Origin of the sequence: Amycolatopsis sp. NPDC005232, assembly GCF_040607795.1 — a bacterium.
Classification (GTDB): Bacteria; Actinomycetota; Actinomycetes; order Mycobacteriales; family Pseudonocardiaceae; genus Amycolatopsis.
The window spans coordinates 294,286-320,031 of record NZ_JBEXHL010000004.1 but is presented as its reverse complement, the minus strand read 5'-3'; the positions used below and the strand labels follow the sequence as shown (position 1 = coordinate 320,031).

Here is a 25,746-nt window from a genome sequence, read left to right as displayed (position 1 = left end):
CGCGTACACCGCCCGCTCTACCTCGCCGGCCGGCAGCTCACCGCTGAGTCTCATAGCCATGTCGGCCTCACAATCCTGATCCACGCAGCGAGCATGCAGTGACGATCACTCTGTTGCAATAGAATCCATAGAATTTTGAGCCAAGATCATGCGGTCGGCGTACCAGGCGGTCGCAAAAAGTAGCCAAAACTTTGTGATCGACCACCTTCTGATGGTGTCGCAGCGGTGGCCACCTGTGGAATTCTGTAGATTCCACGAAGAGGGCATGGGGGAACTTGATGGAGTTGACACACCTGCACACCACGTCGAAGAACGGTGGCTGTCCCGAGCTGTACGAAACGGACCGCGGCACCTACGTCGTCCAAGGGGCCAAAGTCACCGATCCGCAGGCGCTCGTCGCCCTGAGGGAGCGAGGGTTTCCGGAGCACGAAACAGCAGTCGAGGTGCCGAAGGCATTGCTCCAGTACTTCGTGCAGGGTGGCGTGTGACCCGGCGCCGCCTGAACGCGGGCGACGAGTTCGCCGCACTGCTGCGGTCGGTGCGGCGCTCCTCGTGGCGGTGGGAGTGCCAGGGCGAGTACGCCGTTGACCTTCCGGAGGTCGAGCGGTGGCGCGCCGGGCTGCCCGCCGAGGAGACCGACGACGACCGCGCGTGGCTCGCGCACCTGCGGCGGCTTCGCGACGATGGCATCCCGTTCCGGCGAGTCCGGATGTTCGCCGAGCCTCTGAACGACTACCTCGCGTGGATGCGGCAGGCGATCGGCCCCAACGTCGCCGCCGGGGAAGACGTGCGGTGGCTACCGGAGTCGGCTGCCTACGGCCTGCCCGACTACGACTTCTACCTGCTCGACGACGAACGGGTCGCCATCTTCCAGTTCACCGACGCCAAGGAGTTGACCGGCGTGGTGGTCGACGACGACCTGGCCGTGCTCGCCCTGCACCGCGCGTGGCGCGACACGGCGTGGCCCCTGGCGATACCGCACGCGGAGTACGTCACGATGGCTCTGTGATCGAGCGGCAACTGCAGATCTTCGCCGGCGAGCTTCGTCGCCTGCGTGTCCTCGCCGGGTTCCAGACGGGCAAGGAGTTCGCTGAGCACATCGGGTGGATCGCGTCGAAGGTGTCGCGGATTGAGAACGCGCGCACGCTGCCCGCCGACGACGATGTCGACGCATGGCTCGCAGCTGTCGACGCTGACGAGGAAATCGCCGTGCGGCTGCGTGACGAGCTCGTCGACCTCCGCCTCGAACGCGACCGCTGGAAGCAGCAACTCCGGCATGGACATTCAGAGCGGCAGCACGGCGAGGCAGTCGCCGAGAGGGATGCCGCCCGGATCGTGTCCGTCGAGCTCTTCCTCGTAAACGGCTTGGTCCAGGTTCCGGCTTACGCCCGGTGCGTGTTCGAGCTGGCCGCCGGAATGCACGCCACACCGGCCGACACCGACGACGCCATCCGTGAACGGATCCAGCGACAGGACGTGCTCTACGACCCCGGCAAGCAGATCGAGATCCTCATCGGCGAGTCCGCGTTCCGGTACCCGATCTGCGCTGCTCCGGTGTTGCGTGCGCAGATCGACCGGCTGCTGAACCTGATCGGGCTCGACCACGTCCGCCTCGGCATCGTTCCGATCGACACGCTGCTGCCCACGATCACCATGCACGGTTTCACCATTCACGATGACACCGTCATCGTCGAGGTCAACCACACTGAGCTCACCGTCGTCGAGCCGGACGATGTCGCGCTGTACAACGACATCGTGGGGCGGTTGTGGGAAGTCGCCGCCGAGGGCGAGCGCGCCCGCGCTGTGCTGCAGGACGTGCTCGGCGTACTTTCCCCTGGCTGACGTCGGTGGCCTGACTGGGCGATTCATGCCACTCTGGGGTACATGGGGGAAGATCACGAAGCACTCGCACGCGACCTGCAGCGCATCATCAAAGCCACGGCCGACGCGGTCGGCTCACGGCAGGCCAACGAGCTGATCGACCGCGTCACCGGGCACCTCGGGGTGGCGCTGACGCAGGCGCTGGTGGTGACGCGCAACTACGAGGACTGGGAGCACGCCAACATCCAGGCGGGCGTCGACGCGTACCTGGCCGAGCGCGGTGTGCAGACGGACTGGTTCGGGATCGCGGGCGGGCAGCGCGGCCACGAGGACCTGGTCGGCATGCTGTTCGCCGCGAGGAACCACCAGTTGTACGAGCTGGGGGCCGTCGACTACACGACCGCGACGATCGGGCCCGACGCGGCGGCGGAGGTCGTGCAGCTGGGGCTGGTGGGGACGGCCGCGCCCGACGGGACGCCGGTGATCGTCGGCGTGCGGGGGACGAACCAGCAGTACGGGCAGATGTACTGCCGCCTGGAGGTGATCGCCGGGGAGCGCGCCGCGGCGACGGCCACGCGCGACCGCATCGAGCAGCTGATCACGGAGCACGACGTGTTGCGCGGCCACGTGCTGGCGTTCGGCGTGAGCGAGCACCGCGGCAACGAGCTGCTCACCTTCCTGCCCCGGCCCGCGATCGGGCCGGAAGAGGTGGTGCTGCCCGAAGGCGTGCTCGACGCGGTCGAGCGGCACACACTCGGCATCGCGGAACACGGCGAACGCCTGCTGGCCGCCGGACAGCACCTCAAGCGCGGCGTGCTGCTGCACGGCCCGCCGGGCACCGGGAAGACGCACACCGTCCGCTACCTGATGGGACGGCTGCCCGGCAGCACGGTCGTCATCCTCACCGGCTCGGCGATGCGCTTCGTCTCGAAGGCCGCGACGCTCGCGCGCCGGCTGCAGCCCAGCGTCGTCGTGCTGGAGGACGTCGACCTCATCGCCGAGGACCGCGACCACTCCCGCGGCGGCACGCCACTGCTGTTCAGCCTGCTCGACGCCATGGACGGCGTCGGCGGAGACGCCGACGTCACCTTCCTCCTCACCACCAACCGCGCCGGCGACCTGGAGAAAGCGCTGGCCGACCGGCCGGGCCGCGTGGACCTCGCCGTCGAGATCCCGCTGCCCGACGCGGCCGGCCGCGCCGCGCTGCTAGAGCTGTACTCCCGCGGTCTCAAGGTGACGGCCGATCTCGCCCCGATCGTCGAGGCGACCGAGGGAGTCACGGCGTCCTTCGTGAAGGAACTCCTCCGCCGCGCGACGCTGCGCAGCCTCACCGCCAACCCCGACGCCGAGGCGGTCGTCGGCGATGCCGAGTTGGGCGGTGCGCTGGCGGAGATGACTGACGCGCGTAACGCGCTGACCAGGTCGCTGCTGGGCGCCTCGGCTCAGGGGCGGTAGGGCTAGTGGTTGTGGTCGGCGCGGGATAGTCCGCGCCGGCGACGCTCGGGGTCGGTGTGCGGCGTGGTTGAGGCCATTGGCTGATGCGGGACGACCCGAGCCGGCGAAGCTCGGGGCCGCAGCGTGGCGGCCGGCGGTCATGGCCGGCGCGAGACAAAAGCCCGGCTCAGGGGTGGAGTGTGCCCGGGTAGAGGTTCTCGTCCGACGGGAGTTTCGCCGTGCGGAACCAGTCGTCCAGGAACGGGCTCAGGTCTTGGCCCGCCAGGTGGTTCACGAGTTTCGTGAAGTCGGCCCACGTGGCGTTGGCGTGGCGGTGCTCGGCGGGCCAGTCGCGCAGCAGGGTGGAGAACGGGTCGTCGCCCATGCGGCGGCGCAGGGCGTGCAGGGCGAGGATGCCCTTGTCGTACACGGCTTCGAACTCGTGGCCGGGGCCCGGGTCGACGAGTTTGCGGTTCCAGAAGTCCGTGCTGGCGTGGGTGATTTCGAGGGCCGCGCGGTAGCGGTCGTCGAGGTTTTGGCCCTCGCGTTCGGACCAGAGCCACTGGGCGTACGACGCGAAGCACTCGTTGAGGCAGACGTCCGACCACGAGTCGAGCGACACGGAGTCGCCGAACCACTGGTGGGCGTTCTCGTGGACGAGGGTGAGGACGTCGGCCCACTTCGCGTACGTCGGGCGCGTCTGCGTCTCCAGTGAGAAGTGGATGTCCTCCGCGAGGTAGATGCCGCCGGCGGCGCTCTGCGGGTACGGGCCGAACTTGCTGCTCAGGAACCCCAGGATGTCGGGCAGCCGGTCGCCGCTGGCCTCGAGCGACTCGGCACCCGGCGCGTACGCCGACACCACGGGCGTGCCGTCGGGCAGCGAAGACCGCTTCACCGTGAACTTGTCGATCGCGATCGTCGTGAGGTAGCCGGCGACCGGGTTCGGCTCGGTCCACGTCGTGGTCGTCTTGCCGCCGGCCGAAGAACTGCCCTGCTCACGGCCGTTGGAAATCACCGTCCAGCCGTCCGGCACGTGCGCGGTCACGCTGAACGTCGCCTTGTCACGCGGGGTTTCGTTCACCGGGTACCAGAACGCCGCCGAATGCGGCTCGCCCACCATGAACGCGCCGCCGTCGGCCGAGCGGCTCCAGCCGGTCTCGCTGCCACCGTCGTGCTTGGTCTTCGACGGGTCGCCGGAGTACCGCACGCGCGTGCGATAAGTCGAGCCCGCCCGCAACGGCTGCGGCGGCGTGATCACCAGCTCGAAGTCTTTCTCCCGGCTGAACTTCGCGGGTTTCCCGTCGACCTCGACCGACGCGACGTCGAGCCCCCGCAGGTCCAGGTTGAACCGGCTGAGGTCCTGCGTGGCCTTCGCCGTCACGGTCGTGTCGCCGTCGAGGTGGCCGCTCGCGGGGTCGTAGCCGACGTCGACGTGGTAGTCGAGCGCGTCGTAACCGCCGTTGCCGTCTTCGGGGTAATACGGATCGCCGGCGCCGCTCGCCCCCGCGGACGGATGCAGTGGCGCGGTGTCCGGATTGTCCGCACTGCACGCGGACAGCGCGAGCACACCGGCGAGGGCGAAGACGATGGTCCGGTGGCTGCGCATCGTTTCACCCTATTTCCAACCTTCATCCCCGCCACCACCCGCAAAGGAGTGGCTTCGCCACACTGTGCCTGTTCGGGTGTGATTGGCTACCGGACGAACCGGCAGGAGACTCCATGCGACCTGGGCTGATCCACTTCGGCGGCGACGACGCCACGGGCGTGTCGGTGCTCCTGCTGCACGGCTTGATGGGCCGCGCCCGCACGTGGTGGCCGGTCGCCCAGTGGATCAAGCCCTACGGCTCCGTCCGCGCCCTCGACGCCCGCGGTCACGGCCGCGCGCCGCACACCGGACCGTGGACCACCGAGCAGTTCGCCGAGGACATCGCCGAGGTGCTGGGCGAGATCGGCCCGTCCGTGCTGATCGGCCATTCCATGGGCGGCCTCCACGCCTGGGCGACGGTGGCCAAGTACCCGGAGCTCGTCCGAGGGGTCGTCAGCGAGGACTTCGCGCCCGACCAGCGCGGCCGCACCGTCGAGACCTGGCGCGGCTACTTCGACAGCTGGCCGGTGCCGTTCGAATCACTCGCCCACGTCCGCGAGTTCTTCGGCTCCGCGGGCGACTACTTCACCGAATGCGTCGAGGAACGCGAAGACGGCTACCACCTCATCGCGGACCTGGAAAACCTCTACGAGATCGCCGCCGAATGGGGCCGTCGCGACTACTGGTCCATTGTGGACTCGATGAAATGCCCCCTGCTCCTCGTCGAAGGTGAGCACACGGCCATGCCGGCCGGACAGCAAGCACAGGTCGCCGAACGGGTGCCGGGCGCGACACACCTCGTCATCCCCGGCTCGGCGCACCTGCCCCACGTCGAGGCGCCGGAAATCTACCGCGGTGCGGTGGAAGCGTTCCTCGCCGGACTCTGAGCAAGCCGGCGGGTCACGCGGACCGCCCTCGCCGGCCCGCGTGACCCGCGGGGTCAGTGGGCGAGTTCCACCCGCCACGCGGCGGCGGACCTTCCCGGCGGCACGATGAGCGGCCACACGTCCGAGCCGAAAAACCCCGACTCGTCCGCCGCCCGCGCCGCCGTGCAGCTGTCGCGGGGCAGCCCATTGGAGGACGCCAGAACAGTCACGGCGTCCGTTGTGGACTGTCCAAACACTCCATCGGTCGGCACGCCGTAACCCGAAGCACGCAAGAATCGTTGTGCTGTAAGCACCCGAGGCCCCACGTCGCCGGGCTTCAGCAACGGCCACTCCGGCACCTCCGCCCGCGAAGCCGCGACACCGAGCACCCTGGAAACGGCCGTCCGCAGCTCCGGAAGCCGGTCGTACAGCACCTGTCCGCAGCACTCCGTGGAATTGAAATCCCGGTGGCCCTTGATGAAACTCGGCGAAATCCCGTATTGGTCGGCGATGTAGGCGACCAGCGAGACCAGTGAATTCCACAACGCCACCGGCACGTCGACCGTGCTGTACAGGCCTTCGTTCTCGATCCCGAGGCATTCGCTGTTGTGGTTGCCGACATTCGCGCCCTGCACGTGCTGCTTGCCGCCGCGCAGGATCTCGAGGCTGCGGTGCCGGCCTTCCGTCACGTAGCCGCCACGGCTGTTCGTGAACTGCTGGCCCGTGTCGATCCAGCCGCGGGTGTCCATGTGGAGGTTCTGGATGTCGCGAGAGATCTGCAACGCGTGGGCCAGAGAATAGTTGGTGTTGTTGCCCGGGTCGACGGTGTGGTGCACCACGATGTAGGTCGGCTTGTGGTTCTCCACCACGATCGCGCCCGACGCTGGCCGCGCTTTCCACTCCGGCGTCGGGTGGATCTGCGGCGCGGTCACCGCAGTCACCGCCGTCGCCGTCCGTGCCGCGAGCAGGCCGAACGCGCTCGCCGCGGTGACTGTGAGCCCGCCCTTGAGCACGGCACGGCGAGTGGCTTCCCCCATGTGAATCTCCTCCGCCGGAACAGAGAACGTCGGGGGAAAGCTAACCCGCCACAGAGCTCATGACAACTTTTTGCCGACTTTCGTCGTACCCCGTGAGAACCAGTCCATCAGTGTTCGCCCGGCAGTGCGAACAGCCCGCTGTCCGTCTGCTCCAGCAGGCCGTCGACCAGCAACGAGTCGAGGCACCGGTCGCGCTGCCCGGCCTCATGCCACACGATGTCCAGCCGCGCCTTCTCGACGGGCCCCTCGCTGCCGCGCAGCACGTCGAGCAGCAGGCCGCGCACCTGCCGGTCGGTGCCCGCGAACTTCTGCACGGGCTTGGCCGGCCCCGCGTACTCCGGCCGGCCGTTGTGCTGCCACGAGCAGGTGCCGAACACCGGGCAGTCGGCGCAGCGCGGCGCACGCGCGGTGCAGATCAGCGCGCCCAGTTCCATCAACGCGGCCGACAGCTTGGCCGCTGGCGCGTCGTCGGCCGGCAGCAGCGCCTCGACGTCGGCCATGTCGCGCGTGTTCGACGCCGGACCCGCGTCGCCGGCGCCGTGCACCGCCCGCGCGACCACCCGCCGCACGTTCGTGTCGACGACCGGCGCCCGCTTGCCGTAGGCAAACGCCGCCACGGCCCGCGCGGTGTACGCGCCGATGCCGGGCAGCGCGAGCAGGGTGTCCACATCGGACGGCACGACGTCGCCGTGCTCGGCCGCGATCACCGTGGCCGCCGCGTGCAGCCGCAGGGCGCGGCGCGGGTAACCGAGCTTGCCCCACGCGCGCACGACCTCGCCGGTGGTCTCCGCGGCCAGCGCCGAGGGCACGGGCCAGCGCGCCATCCACTCGAGCCAGATCGGCTGCACGCGCGCGACCGGCGTCTGCTGCAGCATGATCTCGCTCACCAGCACGCCCCACGCGGAGCACTCCGGCTCCCGCCACGGCAGGTCTCGCCCGTGCGTGTCGAACCAGTCGATCAGAACGTCCGCGTCCACAGCCACGCCGACCATTCAAACCGACGCGACTCAGACGACCTCGGTCAGGCTCCCGGTCTTCACGTCGTAGACGAATCCGCGCACGTTGTCGGTGTGTGGCAGGAAGTCGCTGCGGCGCACGCGCTCCATCGACACGCGCACGCTGTCCTCGACATTGCGGAACGCCTCCACCGACCATGTCGGCCGTAGGCCCGTGGCCTGTTCGAGCTCGTCCTTGAAGTCGTCCTCGGTCACGGTCGAGAGGCCGCACTCGGTGTGCTGCACGATCATGACCTCGCGGGTGCCGAGCTTGCGCTGGCTGAGCGCGAGGGAGCGAATCATGTCGTCGGTGACCACGCCGCCGGCGTTGCGCAGCACGTGGGACTCACCTTGGATGAGGCCGAAGATCTCGAACACGCGCACGCGCGCGTCCATGCAGGTCAGGATGGCCACGTGCAACGAGGGTTTGGGCGACGAGCGGTCGCCTGGCACGACGTTGCCGAGTTCCTCGTTGCGCTTGAGAAGAACGTCGATGGAGGTCATGGTCACCTTTCGGCCACGCTTCCCCGACTATGCGGGCGGTCCCTCCCATGGAACCCGTCCGGAGCGCCCGTTACAACGGGATAGGTCCGAAGTCACGGGAAAACAGGGGTCTGTGCCCGCTGTTTCAGCCCCCGAACCACGGCTCCTCGACCGTCCGCGGCGGCGCCGACGTGCGCCCGATCCGCAGCTCGGTGGGCAGTGTGATCACCTTCGGGCCCACGCGCTCGGCCGAGCCGAGCAGCAGCCGCCCCGCGACCTTGCCCTTCTCGAGCACGGGCTGGTGCACGGTGGTGAGCCCGAGGCGCTCGGCCTCGGCGATGCCGTCGAAGCCGGTCACGGTGAGGTCGAGCGGCACGCGCAGGCCCCGTCGTTCGGCTTCGGCCAGCGCGCCGAGCGCGAGGATGTCCGACGTGCAGATCACGGCCGTGACCTGCGGGTACGCGTCGAGCAGCTGGCGGGCGCCGGTCGCGCCGTCGTCGACGGTGTGGTCGAAGCGCTCCACCACGGGCACGGTGGCCCAATCAACACCAGCGGCAGAGAACGCCGTGGCCAGGGCTTCGAGGCGGATGCGCTGCACGTGGAAATGGGCGCTGCTCTGGCGCTGCGCGGTCACGAAGTCGTCGTTGCGCTCGCGCGCCAGGCGCATGCACAGCACGCCGACCTGCCGGTGGCCGAGCGAAACGAGGTGCTCGGCCAAGCGCGTGACGGCGGCCGCGTCGTCCGGGCCGACGCGGTCCACGCCTTCGATACGCGGCTGGTCGATGATCACCGTGGGGACGGGCCGCTCCAACACCGCGGCCAGGTGCGGGTCGTCGTCGGGCACGGAGTAGACGACAAATCCGTCGACGCCGGCGCGGTGTACGGCGGCGACGTCTTCGCGGCCGGGGCTTGCGGGCACCAGGTGCAGGCCGACCCCGGCGTCCTCGCAGGCGAGGGCGAGGCCTTCGAGCACGCCGACCGCCGCCGGGTCACGGAACGCGTACGACAGGTTCTCGGTGAGCAGCAGCCCGACGGCGCCGGCCTTGCGCGTGCGCAGCGAACGGGCTACCGGGTCCGGACCGGGGTAACCGAGGCGGCGGGCGGTCTCGAGGATGCGCCGGCGAAGTTCGGGAGACAGCTGGTCGGGGCGGTTGTACGCGTTGGACACGGTGGTCCTGGACACCCCGAGCTCCGCCGCCAGCGACGCCAATGTCGCCTGCCTCCGGGTGCGAATAGGACGGCCCATCCGCAAACCGTAACGGTTCAGATCGTTTTCCAGAAGCGACACCCCTGTGGTGAGTGTCTCGATCCGCTGAGTGACGACGGGGCCTTCTGCCACCCGGTGGAGTGGGCTCTGTCATTCGGATGGGGTATGTTGAATCTGACAACGGTTTCCATTAGCTGATCGGTTCGACCCAGGAGAGTCTTCGATGAGTTCCCGCCTGAGTACCCGCCGCGCCCGCGGCGTGCTCGCCGCCGCTTCGGCTCTGACCGTGTTCGCGCTCAGCGCATGCTCCAGCACCGACTCGGGCTCCGGCACCGGTTCCGGCTCTGGTTCCACGACGGGGCAGATCAACGTCGTCGCGGCGACGGACGTGTGGGGCAGCGTCGTCACGGCCGTCGGCGGTGACAAGGTGGCTGTCAAGTCGATCATCCACGACCCGACGGCCGACCCGCACTCGTACGAGTCCACGGCCGACGACGCGCTGGCGGCCAAGAACGCGCAGCTCACGCTCGCCAACGGCGGCGGCTACGACGACTTCTTCGGCAAGCTGGCCGACCAGGCGGACGGCGCGAAGAAGCTCGTGGCCTACGACATCGCCGCGACGGGCGACGAGAACGAGCACGTCTGGTTCGATCTGCCGGGCGTGGAAAAGGTGGCCGACCAGGTCGCCTCGGCGCTCAGCGCGATCCAGCCGTCGTCGAAGCAGACCTTCGACGACAACGCCAAGGCGTTCAAGGGCAAGGTCGACGCGTTGGTCAAGAAGACGGAAGCCGTCGGCGCCGCGCACCCGGGCACCAAGGTCGTGGTGACCGAGCCCGTGGCGCACTACCTGCTCGAGACCGCGAAGATCACCGACGCGACTCCGAAGGCCTTCTCCGACGCGGTCGAGAACGAGACCGACGTGCCCGCCACGGCCGTCAACGACTTCACCCAGCTCATCAAGAACAAGCAGGTCAAGGCCCTGATCAACAACGTCCAGACGGTCACCCCGCTGACCCAGCAGGTGGTGTCGGACGCGAAGGCCTCAAACGTCGCCGTGGTCGACGTAGCCGAGACGCTGCCTGCCGACGTCACGGGTTACATTGACTGGATGACCAAGGAAGTGGACTCGCTGTCCGGGGCTCTGAACAGCTGATGTCCGCCGCGCTCTCGACGGTTCGCCCCGCGGTTCGCGTCCGCGGGGCGGGCCTGGCGTTCGGCAGCCGCACCCTCTGGTCCGGGCTCGACCTCGACGTCGAGCGGGGCGAGTTCCTCGCGATCCTCGGCCCCAACGGGTCCGGCAAGAGCAGCCTGCTCAAGGCGTTGCTCGGCATGCAGGGCCTCTCGGCCGGCAGCGTCGAGATCGCCGGCGGCCGCCCGGGCGGCGCCAACCGCAAGGTCGGCTACATCCCGCAGCAGCGCGCGATCGACGACGGCCTGACCCTTCGTGGCGTCGACCTCGTGGGGCTGGGCCTCGACGGGCACCGCTGGGGGACCGGCGTGTTCGGCATGCGCGACCGCCGGCGTCGCGTCGCGGAGGCGATCGAGGCCGTCGGTGGCACGACGTACGCGAAGCAGCCGATCGGGCGGCTTTCCGGCGGTGAGCAGCAACGCCTCCGGGTGGCGCAGTCGCTGGTCGGTGACCCGTCCGTATTGCTGTGCGACGAACCGCTCCTTTCGCTCGACCTCGCGCACCAGCGCGCGGTCAGCGAGCTGATCGACCGGCGCCGGCGCACGGCGGACACGGCCGTGCTGTTCGTGACGCACGAGATCAACCCGGTGCTGCAGTTCGTCGACCGCGTGTTGTACCTGGTCAACGGCTCGTTCCGCGTCGGCAAGCCCGACGAGGTGATGAACTCCGAGACGCTGTCCGAGCTGTACGGCACCCGCGTCGAGGTGCTTCGCGTCGGCGGGCAGATCCACATCGCGGGTTCGCAGAGCTCCCTGTGCGAAGACCAACCGCACCACCACGAGCAGGAAGCAGTGGGCTGAGCCTTGGACGGCATGTTCGACTTCGCCAAGACGTGGGAGCTGATCACCGAGCTGGACGGCGTGCAGACGGCGCTCATCGCGGCCGCCGTGCTCGGGCTGCTCGCCGGCATCCTCGGTCCGCTGATCGTGATGCGCCGCATGTCCTTCGCGGTGCACGGCACGTCAGAGCTGGCCTTCACCGGCGCGGCGGGCGCGCTGCTGATCGGCGTCGGCGTCGAGTACGGGGCGCTTCTCGGCGCGGTGGCCGCCGCCCTGCTGCTGGGCATCCTCGGCACCCGCGACGCCGACCGCGACTCCGTGATCGGTGTGATCCTGTCCTTCGGCCTCGGCATGGGCGTGTTGCTGCTGTCGTTCTACAAGGGACGGTCGGCCAACAAGTTCGGCATTCTCACGGGCCAGATCATCACTGTGGACTCGACGAACCTGACGTCGCTCGTGATCTCGGCCGTCGCCGTGCTGGCCGTGCTGGCGTGCGTCTACCGGCCCCTGCTGTTCGCCAGCGTCGACCGCAACGTCGCCGTCGCGCGCGGCGTGCCGGTAAAGACGCTGACGGTGGTGTTTTCCCTGCTCGTCGGTGTCGCGACGGCGCTGAGCGTGCAGATCGTCGGGTCGCTGCTGGTGGTCGCCCTGATGGTGACCCCCGCCGCGGCCGCCGCCCGCGTCACGGCGAGCCCGTTGCGCGCGACGGTGCTGTCGGTGATCTTCGCGGAGGTCGCGGCCCTGGGCGGCATCATCCTGTCGCTGGCCCCGGGCAAACCGGTGAGTGCCTTCGTCACGGCCATCTCGTTCCTGATCTACCTGATCTGCCGCGCCATCTCCTGGGCGCGCGACCGCCGCACGGGCGTCCGCGTGACCGCTCCGGCGGAGCGGACACCCGTGGTCGTCTGACCTACTTGACGGGGTGAGCGGCCATCGCCGTCTTCACCGCGTTGATGAAGCCGTCGTCCGTGAACGGGACCAGGCCGCCCGCGACGTTGCGTTCCACGGCCTGCAGGACGACCACCTGCGAGTTCACGAACTCGTTCACCGCCTGTGCCTGGGGCGTCTTGTCGGTTGAGTAGGCGAGGTAGGTCAGGTTCGTGAAAGCCGCGGAGAGGTAGCGCGAGGACGCGAGGCTGAACGAGTCGCCGTAGATGAGCGTGGGCTTGGCGATCGTGCCCACCAGCGGGGGCGAGCTGTGGTGCACGGGCTGGTCGATGTTGGCGAGGAAACCCGCCGCGCGGTCGGTGACGCCGTCGGGCTTCAGGCTGTACTGCGTGTTGGACTTGGTGCCCGACTTGCCGATCAGCAGCGGCAGGTCGGCGACGGCGTCGTATACACCGTCCGGAGTGGACAGCCAGCTCGTCGTCACGCCGGGCTGCACGGTCTCGGCGAGGGTCCGCGTGAGGACGAGGCCGCCTTCGTCGCGCCAGTGCGTGTCGTTGGGGGCGTAGATCGGGTGGCCGACGCGGGCGGCGGACGCGGCGAGCGCCGGGCGCAGGTCCAGCGAGTGGCCGACGGTGGTCATCTTGTACCAGTCGTTCGGCGCGGCCGCCTGCGAGCACTCCTTGCCCGGGAAGCTGTCGGGCAGGAACTGGGGCACCATCGTCGTCTTGTCCGGCGTCACCACGAAGATGAACTTGCGCCCAGATGCCTCGACGGCGGTGCGCAGCTCGTTGACCTTCTTCAGCGTCGTGTCGATGTCCTGCGTGGGCGTGCACTTCGACTCGGCGTCGTAGCCGTAGTACAGCCAGCCGTCGAGGCCCTGCACGACCTTGCGGTAGCCGGCCTGGTTGCTGCCCGGCAGGCTCGGCGCGGCCGGACCCTGGTTGGGCGCGCCCGGCTGCTGCAGCGGCGGCGCGGGGATGGGGCCGGAGTCGGACGACGAGCCCTGGTCGAGCGGCGCGTCCTCGCCGAAGATCGCGCGGCTGACGCCGTCGGCCGCGTTGATGGCGCTCGCGCGGAAGGACAGCTGGTCGACGGCCCACGTCGGCAGGCCGGTGAAGAAGCCGAAGCCGTCTCCGATGCTGGGGAAACCCGCGAGCTTGTGGTTCTCGATCTCGGTCGGGCGCACCCCGAACACCCACAGCATTGTGGGCGTGGTGAAGAACAGCAGCGCGCAGATCAGCGCTGTGAGCTGCCGCTTGCCGTGCCGCGGACGGTGCAGCGCGTGCTCGCGGGGCAGGTACGCCTCGTGGACGGCTGGCAGCTGATGGGGTTCGGACGCCACTCGATCACGGTAGCCACTTCGGGTGAACGAGGTGTGGGCAACCACCGAAAAGTCAGCCGAGCATGAGCAGGACCTGCAGCTCACCGACGATGAACCCGATCACGCCACCGACGGCGATCAGCTTCCACTCGTCCTGGCGGAACGCCGGGCGCAGCAGCCCTTCGAACTCCACGGGCGTCATCGCGAGCATGCGCTGCTCGATGACCTTGGCGACGTCCATGGCCTGCGTGAGGTAGCCCTCGGCGTAGCGGACGGTCTGCGGCAGTTCCGCCAGCGCCCGCCGCGCGGCCTCGTGCTTCATCTCCTGGAGCCGGCGCCCGCCGACGGCCAGCGTGAGCACGGGCTTCGCGAGGCTGGCCTGCTCGTCGACGGCGTGGCTCACCGCGCGTTCGACCATCGCCACGAGCCGGTCGGACTTGGGGCCGCGCAGCAGGGCTTCGAGCAGGTTCGCCGTGGTCAGGACTTCGCCGGCGATGAGCTCGCCGTACTGCCGGGCGACCTCCGCGCGGCGGCGCTGGAACTTGCCCTGCAGGATCACCCGGCCGACGCGCACGGGTTCGCGGGGCAGGAAGATCATCTTGATCGCGAGCCAGTCGGTGAACAGGCCGATGCAGCCGCCGAAGATCGGCAGCACGAGCGGCTCGCGCGTCAACGCCCACACGATCGCCTGCACGATGCCGAGGCCGAACCCGAAGAAGATGCCGGCGCGGGCGATGAAGGCCATCTCGGGCCGCGAGGTCTCGCGGATCAGGCGCACGAGCAGGGCCTTATCGTGGGTGAGGCTTTCGACGGTCATGTGCCGCACGTCGAGCACTTCGTCGAGGTTGTCGCGCACGTCCTCCAGGAATTCGCGCACGAGCCGCGGCGCGTTGGCCTGGACCTGCTTGATCAGCAGCTCCTGCGCGAGCGTCGGCAGCACTTCCCACAGGCGCGGGTGGTGCTCCTCCAGCACGTCGCGCGCGATCGCGTCGACGGCCCGCAGCATCGGCTGCTCCAGCTCGCGCGTGACGATGACCGGGTCGATCTTCTCGAAGATCTCCTTGAGGTCGAGCAGGTTCGTGGTCAGCAGTTCGGTGGCGATGGCCGCCATCCGGCCGCCGTGCTTGGGCACCACGCCCTGCCAGCCGAGAAACGGCTTGATCCCGACGAATTCGAGCGGGCGGAACATCATCTCGATCGCGACGCGCTTGGTGACGTAGCCGATGAGCGCGGCGATGAACGGCATCGTGGCGTAGACCGGCCAGTGCCGCGCGAGGTCGTCGAGGACTGCGTCCAAACCGGCCTCCCTCCACTCGCCGGAGAAACCGTATCGCAGTTGTCAGTGCAGCAGGGCCAGCGCCTGGAGCTCGCCGACCAGCCCACCGATGACCGCACCGACCGCGATCAGCTTCCATTCGTCCTGCCGGAACGCCGGGCGCAGCAGTTGTTCGAATTCCAGCGGGGTGAGTTTGCGCATCCGGTCGACGATCGTGTTGCGCACGTCGAGCGCGTTCACGGCGTAGTCCTCGGCGTGGCGGATCGTCTCGGGCACGCGCCGCGCGGCGATCGCGGCGGCCGTCTGCTTCATTTCCTGAAAGCGCTTCGTGCCGACGGCGATCGCGACGAACGGTTTCACCACGCTCGCCTGCGCGTCGATCGTCTTCTGCACCTCGCGCGTGATCATGGTGAACAGGCGGTCGGACTTCGGGCCGCGCAGCACGGCTTCCAGCAGGTTGGGCACGGTGATGATCTCGCGGGCGATCATGTCGCCGTAGTCGGCGGCGACCTGGTCGCGGCGTTTCTGGAACACGCCTTGCCATGTGAAAAGGCCCAAGAACCGTTTCGACTCGCGAGGCAGGAAGATCATTTTCAGGGCGAGCCAGTCGGTGAACCAGCCGATGCCGAGACCGAACAGCGGCAGCACGATCGGCGATTTCGTGAACGTCCACACGAGCAGCTGAACGCAGCCGAGAATGAAGCCGAACACGATTCCTGAACGCGCGATGAATCGCATTTCGGGTTTCGAGATGTCGCGGATCAGGCGGTTGAGGAGCGCCTTGTCGCGCACGAGGTTGGTCACGACCATGTGCTTGAGGTCGAGCACGTCTTCGATGTCGGCCGCGATTTCCCGCATGATCTTGGCGATCGCGCGCGGCGCTTCGGCCTGAACGCGCTTGAGCAGCAGCTCCTGCGCGGTCGTGGGCAGCACCTCCCACAACCGCGGCTGGTAGGTCTCCATGACCTCGCGCGTGACGTCTTCGACGACTTTGAGCAGCGGTTCTTCGATTTCCTTGGCGACCTGCGCGGGGTCGAGGCGCGCGAAAATCTCCTTCGGGTCGACGAGGTTCGTGGTGAGCATTTCCGTCGCGGTCGTCGCCATGCGTTCGGCGTTCGCGGGCAGCACGCCCTGCCAGCCGGGGAACGGTTTGACGCCGGCGAACTCGACGGGCCGGAACATCATTTCGATGGCCACGCGCTTGGTGACGTAGCCGATCAGCGCGGCGACGAAGGGCATCGTCGCGTAGACCTGCCAGTGGTGCACCGCGCTTGCCTCCCCGTGTCGCGCTCACGCGCACGGTAGCGGGCGGCAGGCAGTGCGTCGGGGGGCCGCGTCGGGCGTTCACCGGTTCGGGCCGGCTCGGCTGCGGGGTGGGCTGCGGGGTGGGCTTCGGGCCGGCTCGACTGCGGATCGACGGTGGTGGCTTGTCGGGGCCACGTATTCGCCGGGCTCGTGCTGGTCGGGCCCAAGATCGATCCGGCGCGTTGCTGCGGACTGTCCATTCCGGTCTCCCGCCGTTTCCGTGTTGTTATCCCCGACGTCCCTCCTCGTCTGCGATGCCATGCGTGACCGGGGGTAGCGCATTTTGTAATGCAGCCGTTTGGCGGTACGTAAACACGGACCTGCCCTCACTAAGGTGGCCCGATGGTCGCGCCTGAGAAGTCCGAAGCAACTCCCAAGAGCGCCCCGTTCGCAGTCGCGGTCAGGGGTTACAACCAGCGCCAGGTCGACGAGCGGCTCACCGCGCTCGCGCGCGAGCTGAGGGAGACGTCCCACCGCCGTGATGAGGCCATCGCGACGGCCGGTGAGCTGTCCAAGGCCCTCACCACTACGCAGAACGAGTTGTCCGAGACGAAGGCCGCCCTTGTGCGGCTGAGCTCGAGCCCGTCCGGCGCCGGAGCGATGGCCGAGCGCGTGCGCATGATGATGCAGCTCGCCGAGGAGGAAATCGCCGACCTCCGCGCTGCGGCCGAAGCCGACGCCGCCGCCACCCGCGCCGAGGCGGACAAGTACGCGCACGAGTCGCAGCGGACCGTCGAGCGTCTGGGCAAGGAAGCGGAAGCCGAGCGCGAGCGGCTGCTTACGGAGGCGCAGGCGGACATCGCGTCGCGCATCGCTTCGGCCGAGGCTGACATCGACGAGCGTACGGCTGCTGCGGACGCGGACATCGAGCGTCGGACCCGGACTGCCGACGAGGACATCGCTTCGCGCACGGCTGCGGCGAATGAAGATATCGCTACGCGCACGGCTGCGGCTGACGAAGACATCGCCACGCGCACCGCCGCCGCGGACGAGGACATTTCTTCGCGGACGGCTGCGGCGAATGAAGACATCGCCACGCGGACCGCTGCCGGGAACGAGGACATCGCGACCCGCACGGCCGACGCCGACCGCGCCCGCACCGAAGCCGACGAGGCCGCCGCCAGCGCCCGCGCCGAAGCCGACGAATCGGCCACCCGCGCCCGCGTCGAGGCCGACGCCGCCGCCGAAGCCGCCTCCGCCGCCGCCCGCGCTGAGGCCGACCGTGCCGCGTCCGAGGAGATCGCCGCCAAGCGCTCCCAGACGGACATCGCCCTCGCCGACGCCCTCCAGAAGCAGACCGAGGCCACCGAAGCCCGCACCCTGGCGCTCGACCTGCGCTCGCGGGTGGCGGACCGATTGGCCGCTACGAATGTCGCCGTTCAGGAAGCCCTGCGCCTGCTGAACCCGGCGGACCAGGCGGCTACGGAGCCGGAGTCCGTTGAGGACGCTGCCTTTGGTTCGGAGGACGTCGCCGCTCGCTGACCCCACCCTTCCGCGGGCCCACCACACTTGGTGGGCCCGCTCTTTTTTTCAGCGTCGCCGATTCGCGCCGCACGGATGTTCGCCCCGAGAATGCCGATATCCACCAGCGCCGGTTGCGGAGGTTTTGTCTCTTGATCCTCGAAGACGAACGCGCGGCGCTGTGCACCTACGCCCGCCGCCTGGCGTCGGACGGCCTCGTCGTCGCCACCTCCGGCAACCTCTCCATCCGCGACGGCGCCCTCGTCGCCGTCACCCCCACCGGTGTGGACTACGCGACTTTGCAGCCGGCCGACATCCCGATCGTCGGCTTGGACGGGGAGCTCGTCGATGGCAGTCTCCGGCCCACCAGCGAACTGCCCATGCACCTGACCATCTACAACCACGCCACCGACCCCGACGGCGCCCCGGTGAACGCGGTCGTCCACACGCACTCCGCCCACGCCACCGCCGCGTCGACGCTGGTCGACGAGCTCCCGCCCATCCACTACCTCATCGCCACCATCGGCCCGTCCGTCCGCGTCGCCCCCTACGCGACCTACGGCACTCACGCTCTTGCCGCCCACATCCTCCCGGCGCTGGAGGCTCGCCGGGGCTGCCTGCTGGCCAACCACGGCACGGTGACTTATGGGTCCACACTGGCTGCGGCTTATGACCGTGCTCAGCAGTTGGAGTGGCTCTGCCAGGTGTGGCTGTTGGCCCGCTCGGCCGGCACTCCGGCTTTGTTGCCGGCGGCTGAGATTGAACATGTGGTGGAAAAACTTCGCGGTTACGGCCAGGGCTAAACTCTTATAGAGTTGCTCGCATCCCCTGAATACACCTGTTCTGCTCGGCGAGTGCCCGATGCTTCCGTCGCAAACCTCATCGCCGACCTCGATGCTCTTGTCACGTGCTTGGACAATGCTGGCGAACACGAGTGGAGTCAGTAATTCCGGCGCGCCCGCGTCGATCTTGCCAACAGTGATTCGCACGGACTCGAACGCATCCTGGCTGTCTACGGCGGCATGGGAAGCTTCAACGATCTGGTGATCCTCTCCCGAAATGGCCACGCTATCGATGCCGACCAGAGCGCGGTGAACGAAAAGGTACAAACCCTCGGTTCTCGGATCCGGAGTCAGGCCATCGAACTACGCCACTAGTCGGTGCTCTCCAGGCCTGCTAGAACTGGTAATACAAGAACGGACTGAACGTCCCCGTCGCCACCAGAATCGCGGCATAAACCAACCCCGCCGTCATCACGCCCACCCGCAAAGCCGTCGCCGGACGCGTGCGCGAGGACTCCAGCAACGGCCCCGTAACAGGATGCGCCGGCAGCACAAACACCGTCAGCGCCAAGAGCAAAATCGCCAAGCGCTGGTTCGTCAGCGCGCTCGAAACCACATCGCCGAGTCCGCCGAAGTCCGGCAGGAGCATGTGGCCGATCATGCTCAGCGCGTGCGGCAGGTCGGTGGACCGGAAGAACACCCAGCCGAACACCACGAGGACCAGGGTCAGCACCCGGCGGGCGATGCGGGCGGCCGGGCCGGCCGGGGTGTCGCCCAGGTTGAAGCGGCGTTCGATGACCAGGAGGGCGCCGTGGTAGCAGCCCCAGACCAGGAAGGTCCATTGAGCGCCGTGCCAAAAGCCGGTCAGTACGAAGACGATGCAGAGGTTGCGGTAGGTCTTGCCGGCGCCTGAGCGGTTGCCGCCGAGGGGGATGTAGACGTAGTCGCGGAACCAGCGGGACAGGGACATGTGCCAGCGGCGCCAGAATTCCGTGATGGTGACCGAGGAATACGGCCGCGCGAAGTTCTCCGGGAGGCGGAAGCCCAGCATGCGGCCGAGGCCGATGGCCATGTCCGAGTAGCCCGAGAAGTCGAAGAACAGCTGCAGCGTGTAGCCGATGGCGCCGAGCCAGGCCGTCGCGAAGGTCATCTGTTCGGGGGGCGTGGAGAAGCACGCTTCGACCATCGGGCTGAGCGAGTCGGCGACGATGGACTTCTTGCAGAGGCCCAGTGCGAACCGCGGGAAGCCGGCGGCGATATCGTCGAGGCGGTGCGAACGCTGCTGCGGCAGCTGGTCCGCGATCTCGCGGTAGCGCACGATGGGACCGGCGATGAGCTGCGGGAACATCGCGATGTACGCCGCGAACGACACGGGGTTGCGAAGCGCGCGACGCTCGCCGCGGTAGATGTCCACAATGTACGAAATGTGGTGGAACGTGTAGAACGAGATGCCGATCGGCACCACGATGCTCGCGACGCCGACATCACCGCCGAACCAGTGCGCGACGGCCGCGATCTGCTGCGTCGCGAAGCCGGCGTACTTCCAGATGACGAGCACCAGCACGTCGAGCGTGACGAGGCCGATGAGGATCCGCTTGCGCCGCGCGCTGCGGACGTCCCAGGGGCTGGGTTCGAGCGACGGGCCGGCGAGGAAGTTGACCGCCATGCAGCCGAGCAGCAGGAACAGGTACGGACCGGCGCCGATCGTGTAGAACAGCAGGCTCGCCACCGCGACGATGCCGTTGCGCCAGCTGCGCGGGCACACCAGCACGGCGATCAGCACCGCGGGCATGAAGTACCACAAGAACAGCGGCGAAACGAACGACATCGGTGACGGACCCCCTCGGTTCCGGAGCTGACCTTAGCCCGAGCGGGGGGCCCGGCGGAGTGAAGGCCAGCGGATCCCGACGCGAATCACTGAGGGTGATGGCAGAAGGGGCAACCGGACCGGTCGCACCGAGGGGTTCAGACCGCTGCCGGGCCGCCCGATGACAGGCAGCCCGGCAGTGGTCGAAGAAACGTCAGCTCAGCCGGCCCGCCGCACGGCGACGGCGCGCGACCTCCGCCAGCAGCACGCCGGCGGCCACCGAGGCGTTCAGGGACTCGACGCCCGCCGCCATCGGGATGGACACCGTGGCGTCGCAGGTCTCGCGCACCAGGCGCGACAGACCGCGGCCCTCGGAGCCCAGGACGATGACCAGCGGGTCTGCCGCGAGCTCCAGGGAGTCGATGTCCACGGTGCCGTCCGCGTCGAGGCCCACGATCATCAGGCCCTTCGACGCCCACGCCTTCAACTGGCGCGTGAGGTTCGTCGCGACGGCGATGGGGAGCTTGGCGGCCGTGCCGGCGCTCGTGCGCCACGCGACGGCTGTCATGCCGGCGCTGCGACGTTCGGGCAGGAGCACGCCCTGAGCGCCGAACGCGGCGGCCGACCGGATGACCGCGCCGAGGTTGCGCGGGTCCGTCACGCCGTCCAGCGCGACGAACAGCGGGGTGCTGCCCGAGTCGCGCGCGGCTTCCATGAGGTCGTCCGGGTGGGCGTACTCGAACGGCGGCACCTGAAGGCCCAGGCCCTGGTGCATGGCGCGGTTGGTCTTGCGGTCGAGCTCCTCGCGCGGGATCTCCAGGATGGAGATGCCCTTGTCGGCCGCGAGGCGCACGGCCTCGTTCACGCGGTCGTCGATCTCGATGTTCACCGCGACGTACAGCGCGACGCCCGGGACGTCGGCGCGCAGGGCCTCGACGACCGGGTTGCGGCCGGCGATGAGCTCCGGGCGGTCGGCCTTCTTCTGCCGCGCCTGCTCCCGCGTCTTCGCGGCGTTGGCTGAGCGGTACGCCTTGTGCCCGGGCCGGTCCTCGGCCTTCGGCGTGGGGCCCTTGCCCTCGAGCGCCTTGCGCCGCTGTCCGCCGGAGCCGACGACCTGGCCCTTCTTGGTGCCGGTCTTGCGGACGGCGCCCTGACGCCGTGAGTTGCCTGCCATGTGTAACCGAGTCCTTAATCCACCGCAGTGGAACGGATCAGGAGTTCCTGACCGTCCACTGCGGACCGTTCGGGGTGTCTTCAACCACGATGCCCGCCTGCGTGAGGCGGTCACGGGCGGCGTCCGCGCGCGCGAAGTCCTTCGCGGCGCGCGCCTCCTGGCGTTCGGCCAGCAGGCCTTGTACAAGTTCGTCGAGCGCTTCGCGGACGGGGGTCTCGCTGCCGCCGCCGTCGGCCCAGCGGTCCGAGAGCGGATCGACGCCGAACACGTCGGTCATCGCGCGCACCGACGAAGCCAGCTCGAGTGCCTTGGGGGTATCGCCCGCGTCGAGCGCGGCATTACCGTCGCGCACCGTGTTGTGCACCACGGCGAACGCGGCCGGCGTGGCCAGGTCGTCGTCCATCGCGGTGGCGAAGTCCGGCTGCACGGCGCCTGCGAGCACCTCGCCGGCCGCCGCCGCGCGCCGCAGGAACGCCTCGATGCGACGGTAACCCTGCGCCGCCTCAGCGACCGCGTTGTCGGAGTACTCGACGGTAGAGCGGTAGTGCGGCTGCACGAGGTAGTAACGCAGCTCGGGCGCGCGGTAGCGCTCCAGCATCGCCGGGATCGACACGGTGTTGCCCAGCGACTTCGACATCTTCTCGCCGGACATCGTCACCCACGCGTTGTGCAGCCAGTACCGCGCGAACGGGTCGCCGACGGCGTTCGACTGCGCGCGCTCGTTCTCGTGGTGCGGGAAGACCAGGTCGACGCCGCCGCCGTGGATGTCGAACTCCGCGCCGAGGTAGTTGGTCGACATCGCCGAGCACTCCAGGTGCCAGCCCGGCCGCCCGTCGCCCCACGGCGTCGGCCACGACGGCTCGCCCGGCTTCGCGCTCTTCCACAGCGTGAAGTCGCGTGAATCGAGCTTGCCGCGGGTCGGTGTCTCGCCCTGCTGCACCTCGTCGAGCTGCTGGCCCGAGAGCTTGCCGTAGCCGTCGAACGACTTCACGGAGAAGTAGACGTCACCTTCGGCCGCGTACGCGTGGCCGCTGTCGATCAGCCGCTGCATGAGCGTGATCATCTGCGTGATGTGCCCGGTCGCGCGCGGGTTGACCGACGGCGGGAGGCAGCCCAGGTCGTCGTAGGCCTTCTCGAACGCGCGCTCGTGCTTGGTCGCCCACTCCCACCACGGCCGGCCCGCTTCGGCGGCCTTGGTGAGGATCTTGTCGTCGATGTCGGTGACGTTGCGGACCAGGAGCACGTCGAGTCCACTGTGGAGCAGCCAGCGCCGCAGGACGTCGTAGTTCAGCACTCCCCGCACGTGCCCGATGTGGGGCACGCCCTGCACCGTGGCGCCACACAGGTAGATGGACGCCGTTCCGCTGCGGACGGGAACGAACTCCCGAGAGGCACGGGTCGCGGTGTCGAACAGGTGTAGGGCCACCCATAAAGGGTACGGGGTCGGTGTGGGCGACGTCGCAAGACGTCAAAAGACGTCGTGCTTGCGCAAAGCCCCGAGAAGTGCGTCGGGCCGTTCGGCGGTGGGCAGCGGGTCGACGAGCTCGAACGCGCAGCCCAGTGCGCGGGCGCCGCCGTCGGCTTCGTCGCTGTCGCCGATCATCAGGGTCTCTTCGGCGCCGACGCCCAGCTGGTCGATGGCGGCGCGGAAGATCTCCGGCTGCGGTTTGACGGCTCCGACCTCGAAGGACAGCACGAACGAGGAGACGTGGGTGTCCCAGCCGCGCTGGGTGAAAGCGGGGCGGATGTCGAAGGCGATGTTGCTGAGGACGCCGACCTTGCGGCCGCCCGCGGCGCCGAGTTTGAGGGCGGCTTCGGTGTCGGGGTAGGGCGTCCATTCGCTGGGGGTGATCAGGCGGTTGTAGAGGGCTTCGGCCTGGTCGCGGTGGGGGACGCCGGAGCGGGAGAGGACTTCGAGATAGACCTTGCGGTGGAGGTCGGGGTCCAGGTCTCGGTCGTTCCAGGCCTGTCGGTATTCGGCGTCGAGCTCGACGACCTGGCCGACGGGGGCGGTCATGCGGCGCATGAGCTCGGTCTGGGCTTCGAGGTCGAGGGCTTGGCCGTGGTCGTCGATGACGTCGGTGAGCCAGGAGGAGTCCTGCTCCAGTCGGAAGAGGGTGCCGGAGAAGTCGAAGAGGACTGCGTTGATGGCCACGTGGTCACTTTAACTAGATCTGGTTCTCGCGGGAGCCGGGTTTGCGCGGGGACGAGATTTGGTTCTCGCGGGAGCGGCGTCGGGTTTCGGAGCGCCGTTTACGGGGCCTCGCAGGGCGTGTTGCGTTGGGCGTGCACCCCGAAGCTGGATTGTGTTGACGGCCGGTGAGCTTGTGTCAAGGCGGGAAAGCGTGCCGTGACACAAGCTCGCCGGCCGCAAAGGGGCTTCGGATCGGGGTGCCGGGGAGGGGCTGGGTGCAGGGTTTCGTCGCGTGGGTGGGCGGCGGTTGCGAGGGTCCGCGCGTGGCCTGGGTGGATGGTGAGTCAAGCAGGCGGGTGGCGGTGAGGTGGGGCCAAAGCGCCCCCAATGTGGCGTTCGGTGCGTTGAGCGCAACGAACGCCGCATTGGGTGCGTTGGGTGCAACCAATGCCGCGTTGGGGGCACGGATTGTGGAGGTCAGTCGCGGAGGAGGAGGGCGGTGGCGAGGGCGGCGATGCCTTCGCCGCGGCCGGTGAGGCCCAGGCCGTCGGTGGTGGTGCCGGAGACGCTGACCGGGGCGCCGATGGCCGCGCCGAGGGCGTCTTGGGCCTCGGTGCGGCGTTTGCTGACGCGGGGGTGGTTGCCGATGATCTGGACGGTGGCGTTGGCGACGCGCCAGCCTTCGGCCTCGATCAGGGTGCGGACTTCGGCGAGCATGTCGGTGCCGTGGGCGCCGTCCATGCGGGGGTCGCCCGTGCCGAAGACGGCGCCGAGGTCGCCGAGGCCGGCGGCGGACAGCAGGGCGTCGCAGAGGGCGTGGGAGGCGACGTCGCCGTCGGAGTGGCCGGCGCAGCCGTCGACGCCGGGCCACAGCAGGCCGGCCATCCAGCAGTCGCGGCCGGGTTCGATGGGGTGGACGTCGACGCCGTTGCCCACACGCAGGTCGGTCACAGCGGGGCCTCCTGGTCGCCGCCGGCCACGAGGGCTTCGGCGAGCGTGAGTTCGAAGGCGCTCGCGACGCGCATGGCGTCGGGATCGCCGGGGACTGTGATCGCGCCGGACACGGAGCCGAGGCCCGGGTCCGGGCTTTCGGCGAGTGCCGCGCGGAACGCGTCGAGCGAGAAGCCGACGGGGGTCTGGGCGGTGCGCAGGCCGTCGCGGTCGACGGTGGCGGTGATCAAGCCGGCGTCGGTCGCCTTCACGGTGTCCGCCATCGGGAGCACCGGGACTACGACAGACGCACCTGCACGGACCGTGGTCAGTACATCACGGACAGTCCGTTGTGGAGTGAAGGCGCGCAGGGCGTCGTGAACGAGAACCACCGCACCAGGGGAAAGCGAAGGCTCGACGGCAGGGAAAACCTGCCGGAGCGACGCACCGGGGACGAACCGGCAGCGATCGGACAGCTCGGAAACGAGATCCGAAAGCGCGTCTGAAAGGGCGTTCGAAAACGACTCAGCACACCGAGAAGGGGCTGACACGACCACCAGATCGAGCTCCGGTGTGCCGAGTAGCCCCCGCACGGTGTGCTTGAGAAGAACATCACCGTTCACCGTCGTGAGAGCACGCTCTTCATCGGCGATGTGGTGTGCGACAGTCACGAACGCGACGCTCTGCACCTGCTGGTTCATCGAGTCGCGATCGTAGAGAAGTGGCTGCCCGGTGCCTCCGCCGGGAGCCGGATGACCCAGGGGGTCAGACCGTCGCGGTTTCCAGAACTTCGTCGAGGAGTGTTTCCGCCTTGTCCTCGTCGGTGCCTTCCGCGAGCGCGAGCTCGCTGACCAGAATTTGCCGCGCCTTCGCCAGCATGCGCTTCTCGCCGGCTGAAAGTCCGCGGTCCTTCTCTCGCCGCCAGAGGTCGCGCACCACTTCGGCCACCTTGTTCACATCGCCGGAGGCGAGCTTCTCCAGGTTGGCCTTGTACCGACGAGACCAGTTCGTGGGCTCTTCGGTGTGGGGAGCACGCAGTACGTCGAAAACCTTGTCCAGTCCTTCTTGCCCGACGACATCACGCACACCGACGATCTCGGCGTTGTCAGCAGGCACGCGAACCGTAAGATCCCCTTGCGCGACTTTGAGGACGAGGTACTTCTTCTCCTCGCCCTTGATCACGCGGGTCTCGATGGCTTCGATGAGTGCGGCACCGTGGTGCGGGTAGACGACGGTCTCTCCGACCTTGAAAACCATGTGTCCTCTGCCCCT

Annotated in this window: 25 protein-coding genes; 10 read left to right on the top strand and 15 right to left on the bottom strand. The window is 68.7% G+C overall.

Annotated elements, in window-relative coordinates:
- The first annotated feature begins 278 nt into the window (after positions 1-278).
- The 4 genes from ABZU76_RS10990 to ABZU76_RS10975 are packed head-to-tail and all read left to right on the top strand — an operon-like array spanning position 279 to position 3,276.
- Positions 279-488, top strand: a complete 210-nt coding sequence (locus tag ABZU76_RS10990) for a hypothetical protein (protein WP_354867408.1) — start codon at positions 279-281, stop codon at positions 486-488.
- Positions 485-1,009, top strand: a complete 525-nt coding sequence (locus ABZU76_RS10985) for a DUF6879 family protein (RefSeq protein WP_354867406.1) — start codon at positions 485-487, stop codon at positions 1,007-1,009. Before ABZU76_RS10990 ends, ABZU76_RS10985 begins: the two co-directional genes overlap by 4 nt.
- Entirely contained in the window at positions 1,006-1,842 is an 837-nt protein-coding gene (locus ABZU76_RS10980; protein WP_354867404.1) for a helix-turn-helix transcriptional regulator, read from the top strand. Before ABZU76_RS10985 ends, ABZU76_RS10980 begins: the two co-directional genes overlap by 4 nt.
- A gap of 42 nt (positions 1,843-1,884) precedes the next feature.
- A complete protein-coding gene (locus tag ABZU76_RS10975) occupies positions 1,885-3,276 on the top strand; it encodes an ATP-binding protein (protein ID WP_354867401.1) in 1,392 nt (463 codons plus the stop codon).
- 166 nt (positions 3,277-3,442) lie between these two features.
- On the opposite strand, the gene ABZU76_RS10970 is transcribed toward ABZU76_RS10975, so the two are convergent.
- Entirely contained in the window at positions 3,443-4,861 is a 1,419-nt protein-coding gene (locus tag ABZU76_RS10970) for a M1 family metallopeptidase (RefSeq protein ID WP_354867398.1), read from the bottom strand.
- A 113-nt stretch (positions 4,862-4,974) separates the two neighbouring features.
- On the opposite strand from ABZU76_RS10970, the gene ABZU76_RS10965 reads away from it, so the two are divergent.
- Positions 4,975-5,727, top strand: a complete 753-nt coding sequence (locus tag ABZU76_RS10965; RefSeq protein WP_354867396.1) for an alpha/beta hydrolase — start codon at positions 4,975-4,977, stop codon at positions 5,725-5,727.
- A 53-nt stretch (positions 5,728-5,780) separates the two neighbouring features.
- On the opposite strand, the gene ABZU76_RS10960 is transcribed toward ABZU76_RS10965, so the two are convergent.
- From ABZU76_RS10960 to ABZU76_RS10945, 4 genes are all read right to left on the bottom strand, one after another.
- Positions 5,781-6,743, bottom strand: coding sequence for an N-acetylmuramoyl-L-alanine amidase (locus ABZU76_RS10960; RefSeq protein ID WP_354867393.1), 963 nt, complete (start codon positions 6,741-6,743; stop codon positions 5,781-5,783).
- Positions 6,744-6,850: 107 nt separating this feature from the next.
- Positions 6,851-7,726, bottom strand: coding sequence for an A/G-specific adenine glycosylase (locus ABZU76_RS10955; protein WP_354867391.1), 876 nt, complete (start codon positions 7,724-7,726; stop codon positions 6,851-6,853).
- 24 nt (positions 7,727-7,750) lie between these two features.
- Positions 7,751-8,242, bottom strand: coding sequence for a carbonic anhydrase (locus ABZU76_RS10950; RefSeq protein WP_354867389.1), 492 nt, complete (start codon positions 8,240-8,242; stop codon positions 7,751-7,753).
- A 124-nt stretch (positions 8,243-8,366) separates the two neighbouring features.
- Positions 8,367-9,467, bottom strand: a complete 1,101-nt coding sequence (locus ABZU76_RS10945) for a LacI family DNA-binding transcriptional regulator (protein WP_354867386.1) — start codon at positions 9,465-9,467, stop codon at positions 8,367-8,369.
- 196 nt (positions 9,468-9,663) lie between these two features.
- Between ABZU76_RS10945 and ABZU76_RS10940 the strand changes: the two genes are divergently transcribed.
- Genes ABZU76_RS10940 through ABZU76_RS10930 form a run of 3 tightly spaced genes read left to right on the top strand, consistent with a single transcriptional unit; the run spans position 9,664 to position 12,305 of the window.
- On the top strand, positions 9,664-10,581 hold the full coding sequence (locus ABZU76_RS10940; protein WP_354867621.1) for a zinc ABC transporter substrate-binding protein: 918 nt from the start codon (positions 9,664-9,666) through the stop codon (positions 10,579-10,581).
- The gene (locus ABZU76_RS10935) at positions 10,581-11,417 is read left to right on the top strand and encodes a metal ABC transporter ATP-binding protein (protein WP_354867384.1); all 837 of its coding nucleotides are present in this window, start codon (positions 10,581-10,583) and stop codon (positions 11,415-11,417) included. Before ABZU76_RS10940 ends, ABZU76_RS10935 begins: the two co-directional genes overlap by 1 nt.
- A 3-nt stretch (positions 11,418-11,420) precedes the next feature.
- Positions 11,421-12,305 carry a metal ABC transporter permease gene (locus ABZU76_RS10930; protein ID WP_354867381.1) on the top strand — a complete coding sequence of 295 codons (885 nt, stop codon included), beginning with the start codon at positions 11,421-11,423 and terminating at the stop codon, positions 12,303-12,305.
- 1 nt (position 12,306) lies between these two features.
- On the opposite strand, the gene ABZU76_RS10925 is transcribed toward ABZU76_RS10930, so the two are convergent.
- Genes ABZU76_RS10925 through ABZU76_RS10915 form a run of 3 tightly spaced genes read right to left on the bottom strand, consistent with a single transcriptional unit; the run spans position 12,307 to position 16,120 of the window.
- Positions 12,307-13,626: a hypothetical protein gene (locus ABZU76_RS10925; protein ID WP_354867379.1), complete on the bottom strand. Its 1,320-nt coding sequence runs from the start codon at positions 13,624-13,626 to the stop codon at positions 12,307-12,309.
- 52 nt (positions 13,627-13,678) lie between these two features.
- A complete protein-coding gene (locus tag ABZU76_RS10920; RefSeq protein WP_354867376.1) occupies positions 13,679-14,902 on the bottom strand; it encodes a DUF445 domain-containing protein in 1,224 nt (407 codons plus the stop codon).
- A gap of 42 nt (positions 14,903-14,944) precedes the next feature.
- Entirely contained in the window at positions 14,945-16,120 is a 1,176-nt protein-coding gene (locus ABZU76_RS10915) for a DUF445 family protein (protein ID WP_354867619.1), read from the bottom strand.
- A 408-nt stretch (positions 16,121-16,528) separates the two neighbouring features.
- Between ABZU76_RS10915 and ABZU76_RS10910 the strand changes: the two genes are divergently transcribed.
- Together ABZU76_RS10910 and ABZU76_RS10905 are read left to right on the top strand one after the other, a co-directional pair.
- Positions 16,529-17,668: a hypothetical protein gene (locus ABZU76_RS10910; protein ID WP_354867374.1), complete on the top strand. Its 1,140-nt coding sequence runs from the start codon at positions 16,529-16,531 to the stop codon at positions 17,666-17,668.
- A 131-nt stretch (positions 17,669-17,799) separates the two neighbouring features.
- Positions 17,800-18,450: a class II aldolase/adducin family protein gene (locus ABZU76_RS10905; RefSeq protein ID WP_354867372.1), complete on the top strand. Its 651-nt coding sequence runs from the start codon at positions 17,800-17,802 to the stop codon at positions 18,448-18,450.
- A gap of 373 nt (positions 18,451-18,823) precedes the next feature.
- On the opposite strand, the gene ABZU76_RS10900 is transcribed toward ABZU76_RS10905, so the two are convergent.
- From ABZU76_RS10900 to ABZU76_RS10870, 7 genes are all read right to left on the bottom strand, one after another.
- Complete coding sequence (locus ABZU76_RS10900; protein ID WP_354867370.1) at positions 18,824-20,257, bottom strand: MBOAT family protein; 1,434 nt, start codon at positions 20,255-20,257, stop codon at positions 18,824-18,826.
- Between the two features lie 193 nt (positions 20,258-20,450).
- Positions 20,451-21,410, bottom strand: coding sequence for a 23S rRNA (guanosine(2251)-2'-O)-methyltransferase RlmB (gene rlmB, locus ABZU76_RS10895; protein WP_354867368.1), 960 nt, complete (start codon positions 21,408-21,410; stop codon positions 20,451-20,453).
- A gap of 37 nt (positions 21,411-21,447) precedes the next feature.
- Positions 21,448-22,836 (bottom strand): cysteine--tRNA ligase, encoded by a 1,389-nt coding sequence (gene cysS / locus ABZU76_RS10890; RefSeq protein ID WP_354867366.1) that lies wholly within the window; start codon positions 22,834-22,836, stop codon positions 21,448-21,450.
- A gap of 42 nt (positions 22,837-22,878) precedes the next feature.
- Positions 22,879-23,565 carry an HAD family hydrolase gene (locus tag ABZU76_RS10885; protein WP_354867364.1) on the bottom strand — a complete coding sequence of 229 codons (687 nt, stop codon included), beginning with the start codon at positions 23,563-23,565 and terminating at the stop codon, positions 22,879-22,881.
- A 456-nt stretch (positions 23,566-24,021) separates the two neighbouring features.
- Entirely contained in the window at positions 24,022-24,486 is a 465-nt protein-coding gene (ispF, locus tag ABZU76_RS10880) for a 2-C-methyl-D-erythritol 2,4-cyclodiphosphate synthase (protein ID WP_354867616.1), read from the bottom strand.
- 5 nt (positions 24,487-24,491) lie between these two features.
- A complete protein-coding gene (locus ABZU76_RS10875; protein WP_354867362.1) occupies positions 24,492-25,175 on the bottom strand; it encodes a 2-C-methyl-D-erythritol 4-phosphate cytidylyltransferase in 684 nt (227 codons plus the stop codon).
- A gap of 64 nt (positions 25,176-25,239) precedes the next feature.
- Positions 25,240-25,731 carry a CarD family transcriptional regulator gene (locus ABZU76_RS10870; RefSeq protein WP_033294400.1) on the bottom strand — a complete coding sequence of 164 codons (492 nt, stop codon included), beginning with the start codon at positions 25,729-25,731 and terminating at the stop codon, positions 25,240-25,242.
- Positions 25,732-25,746: the final 15 nt, after the last annotated feature.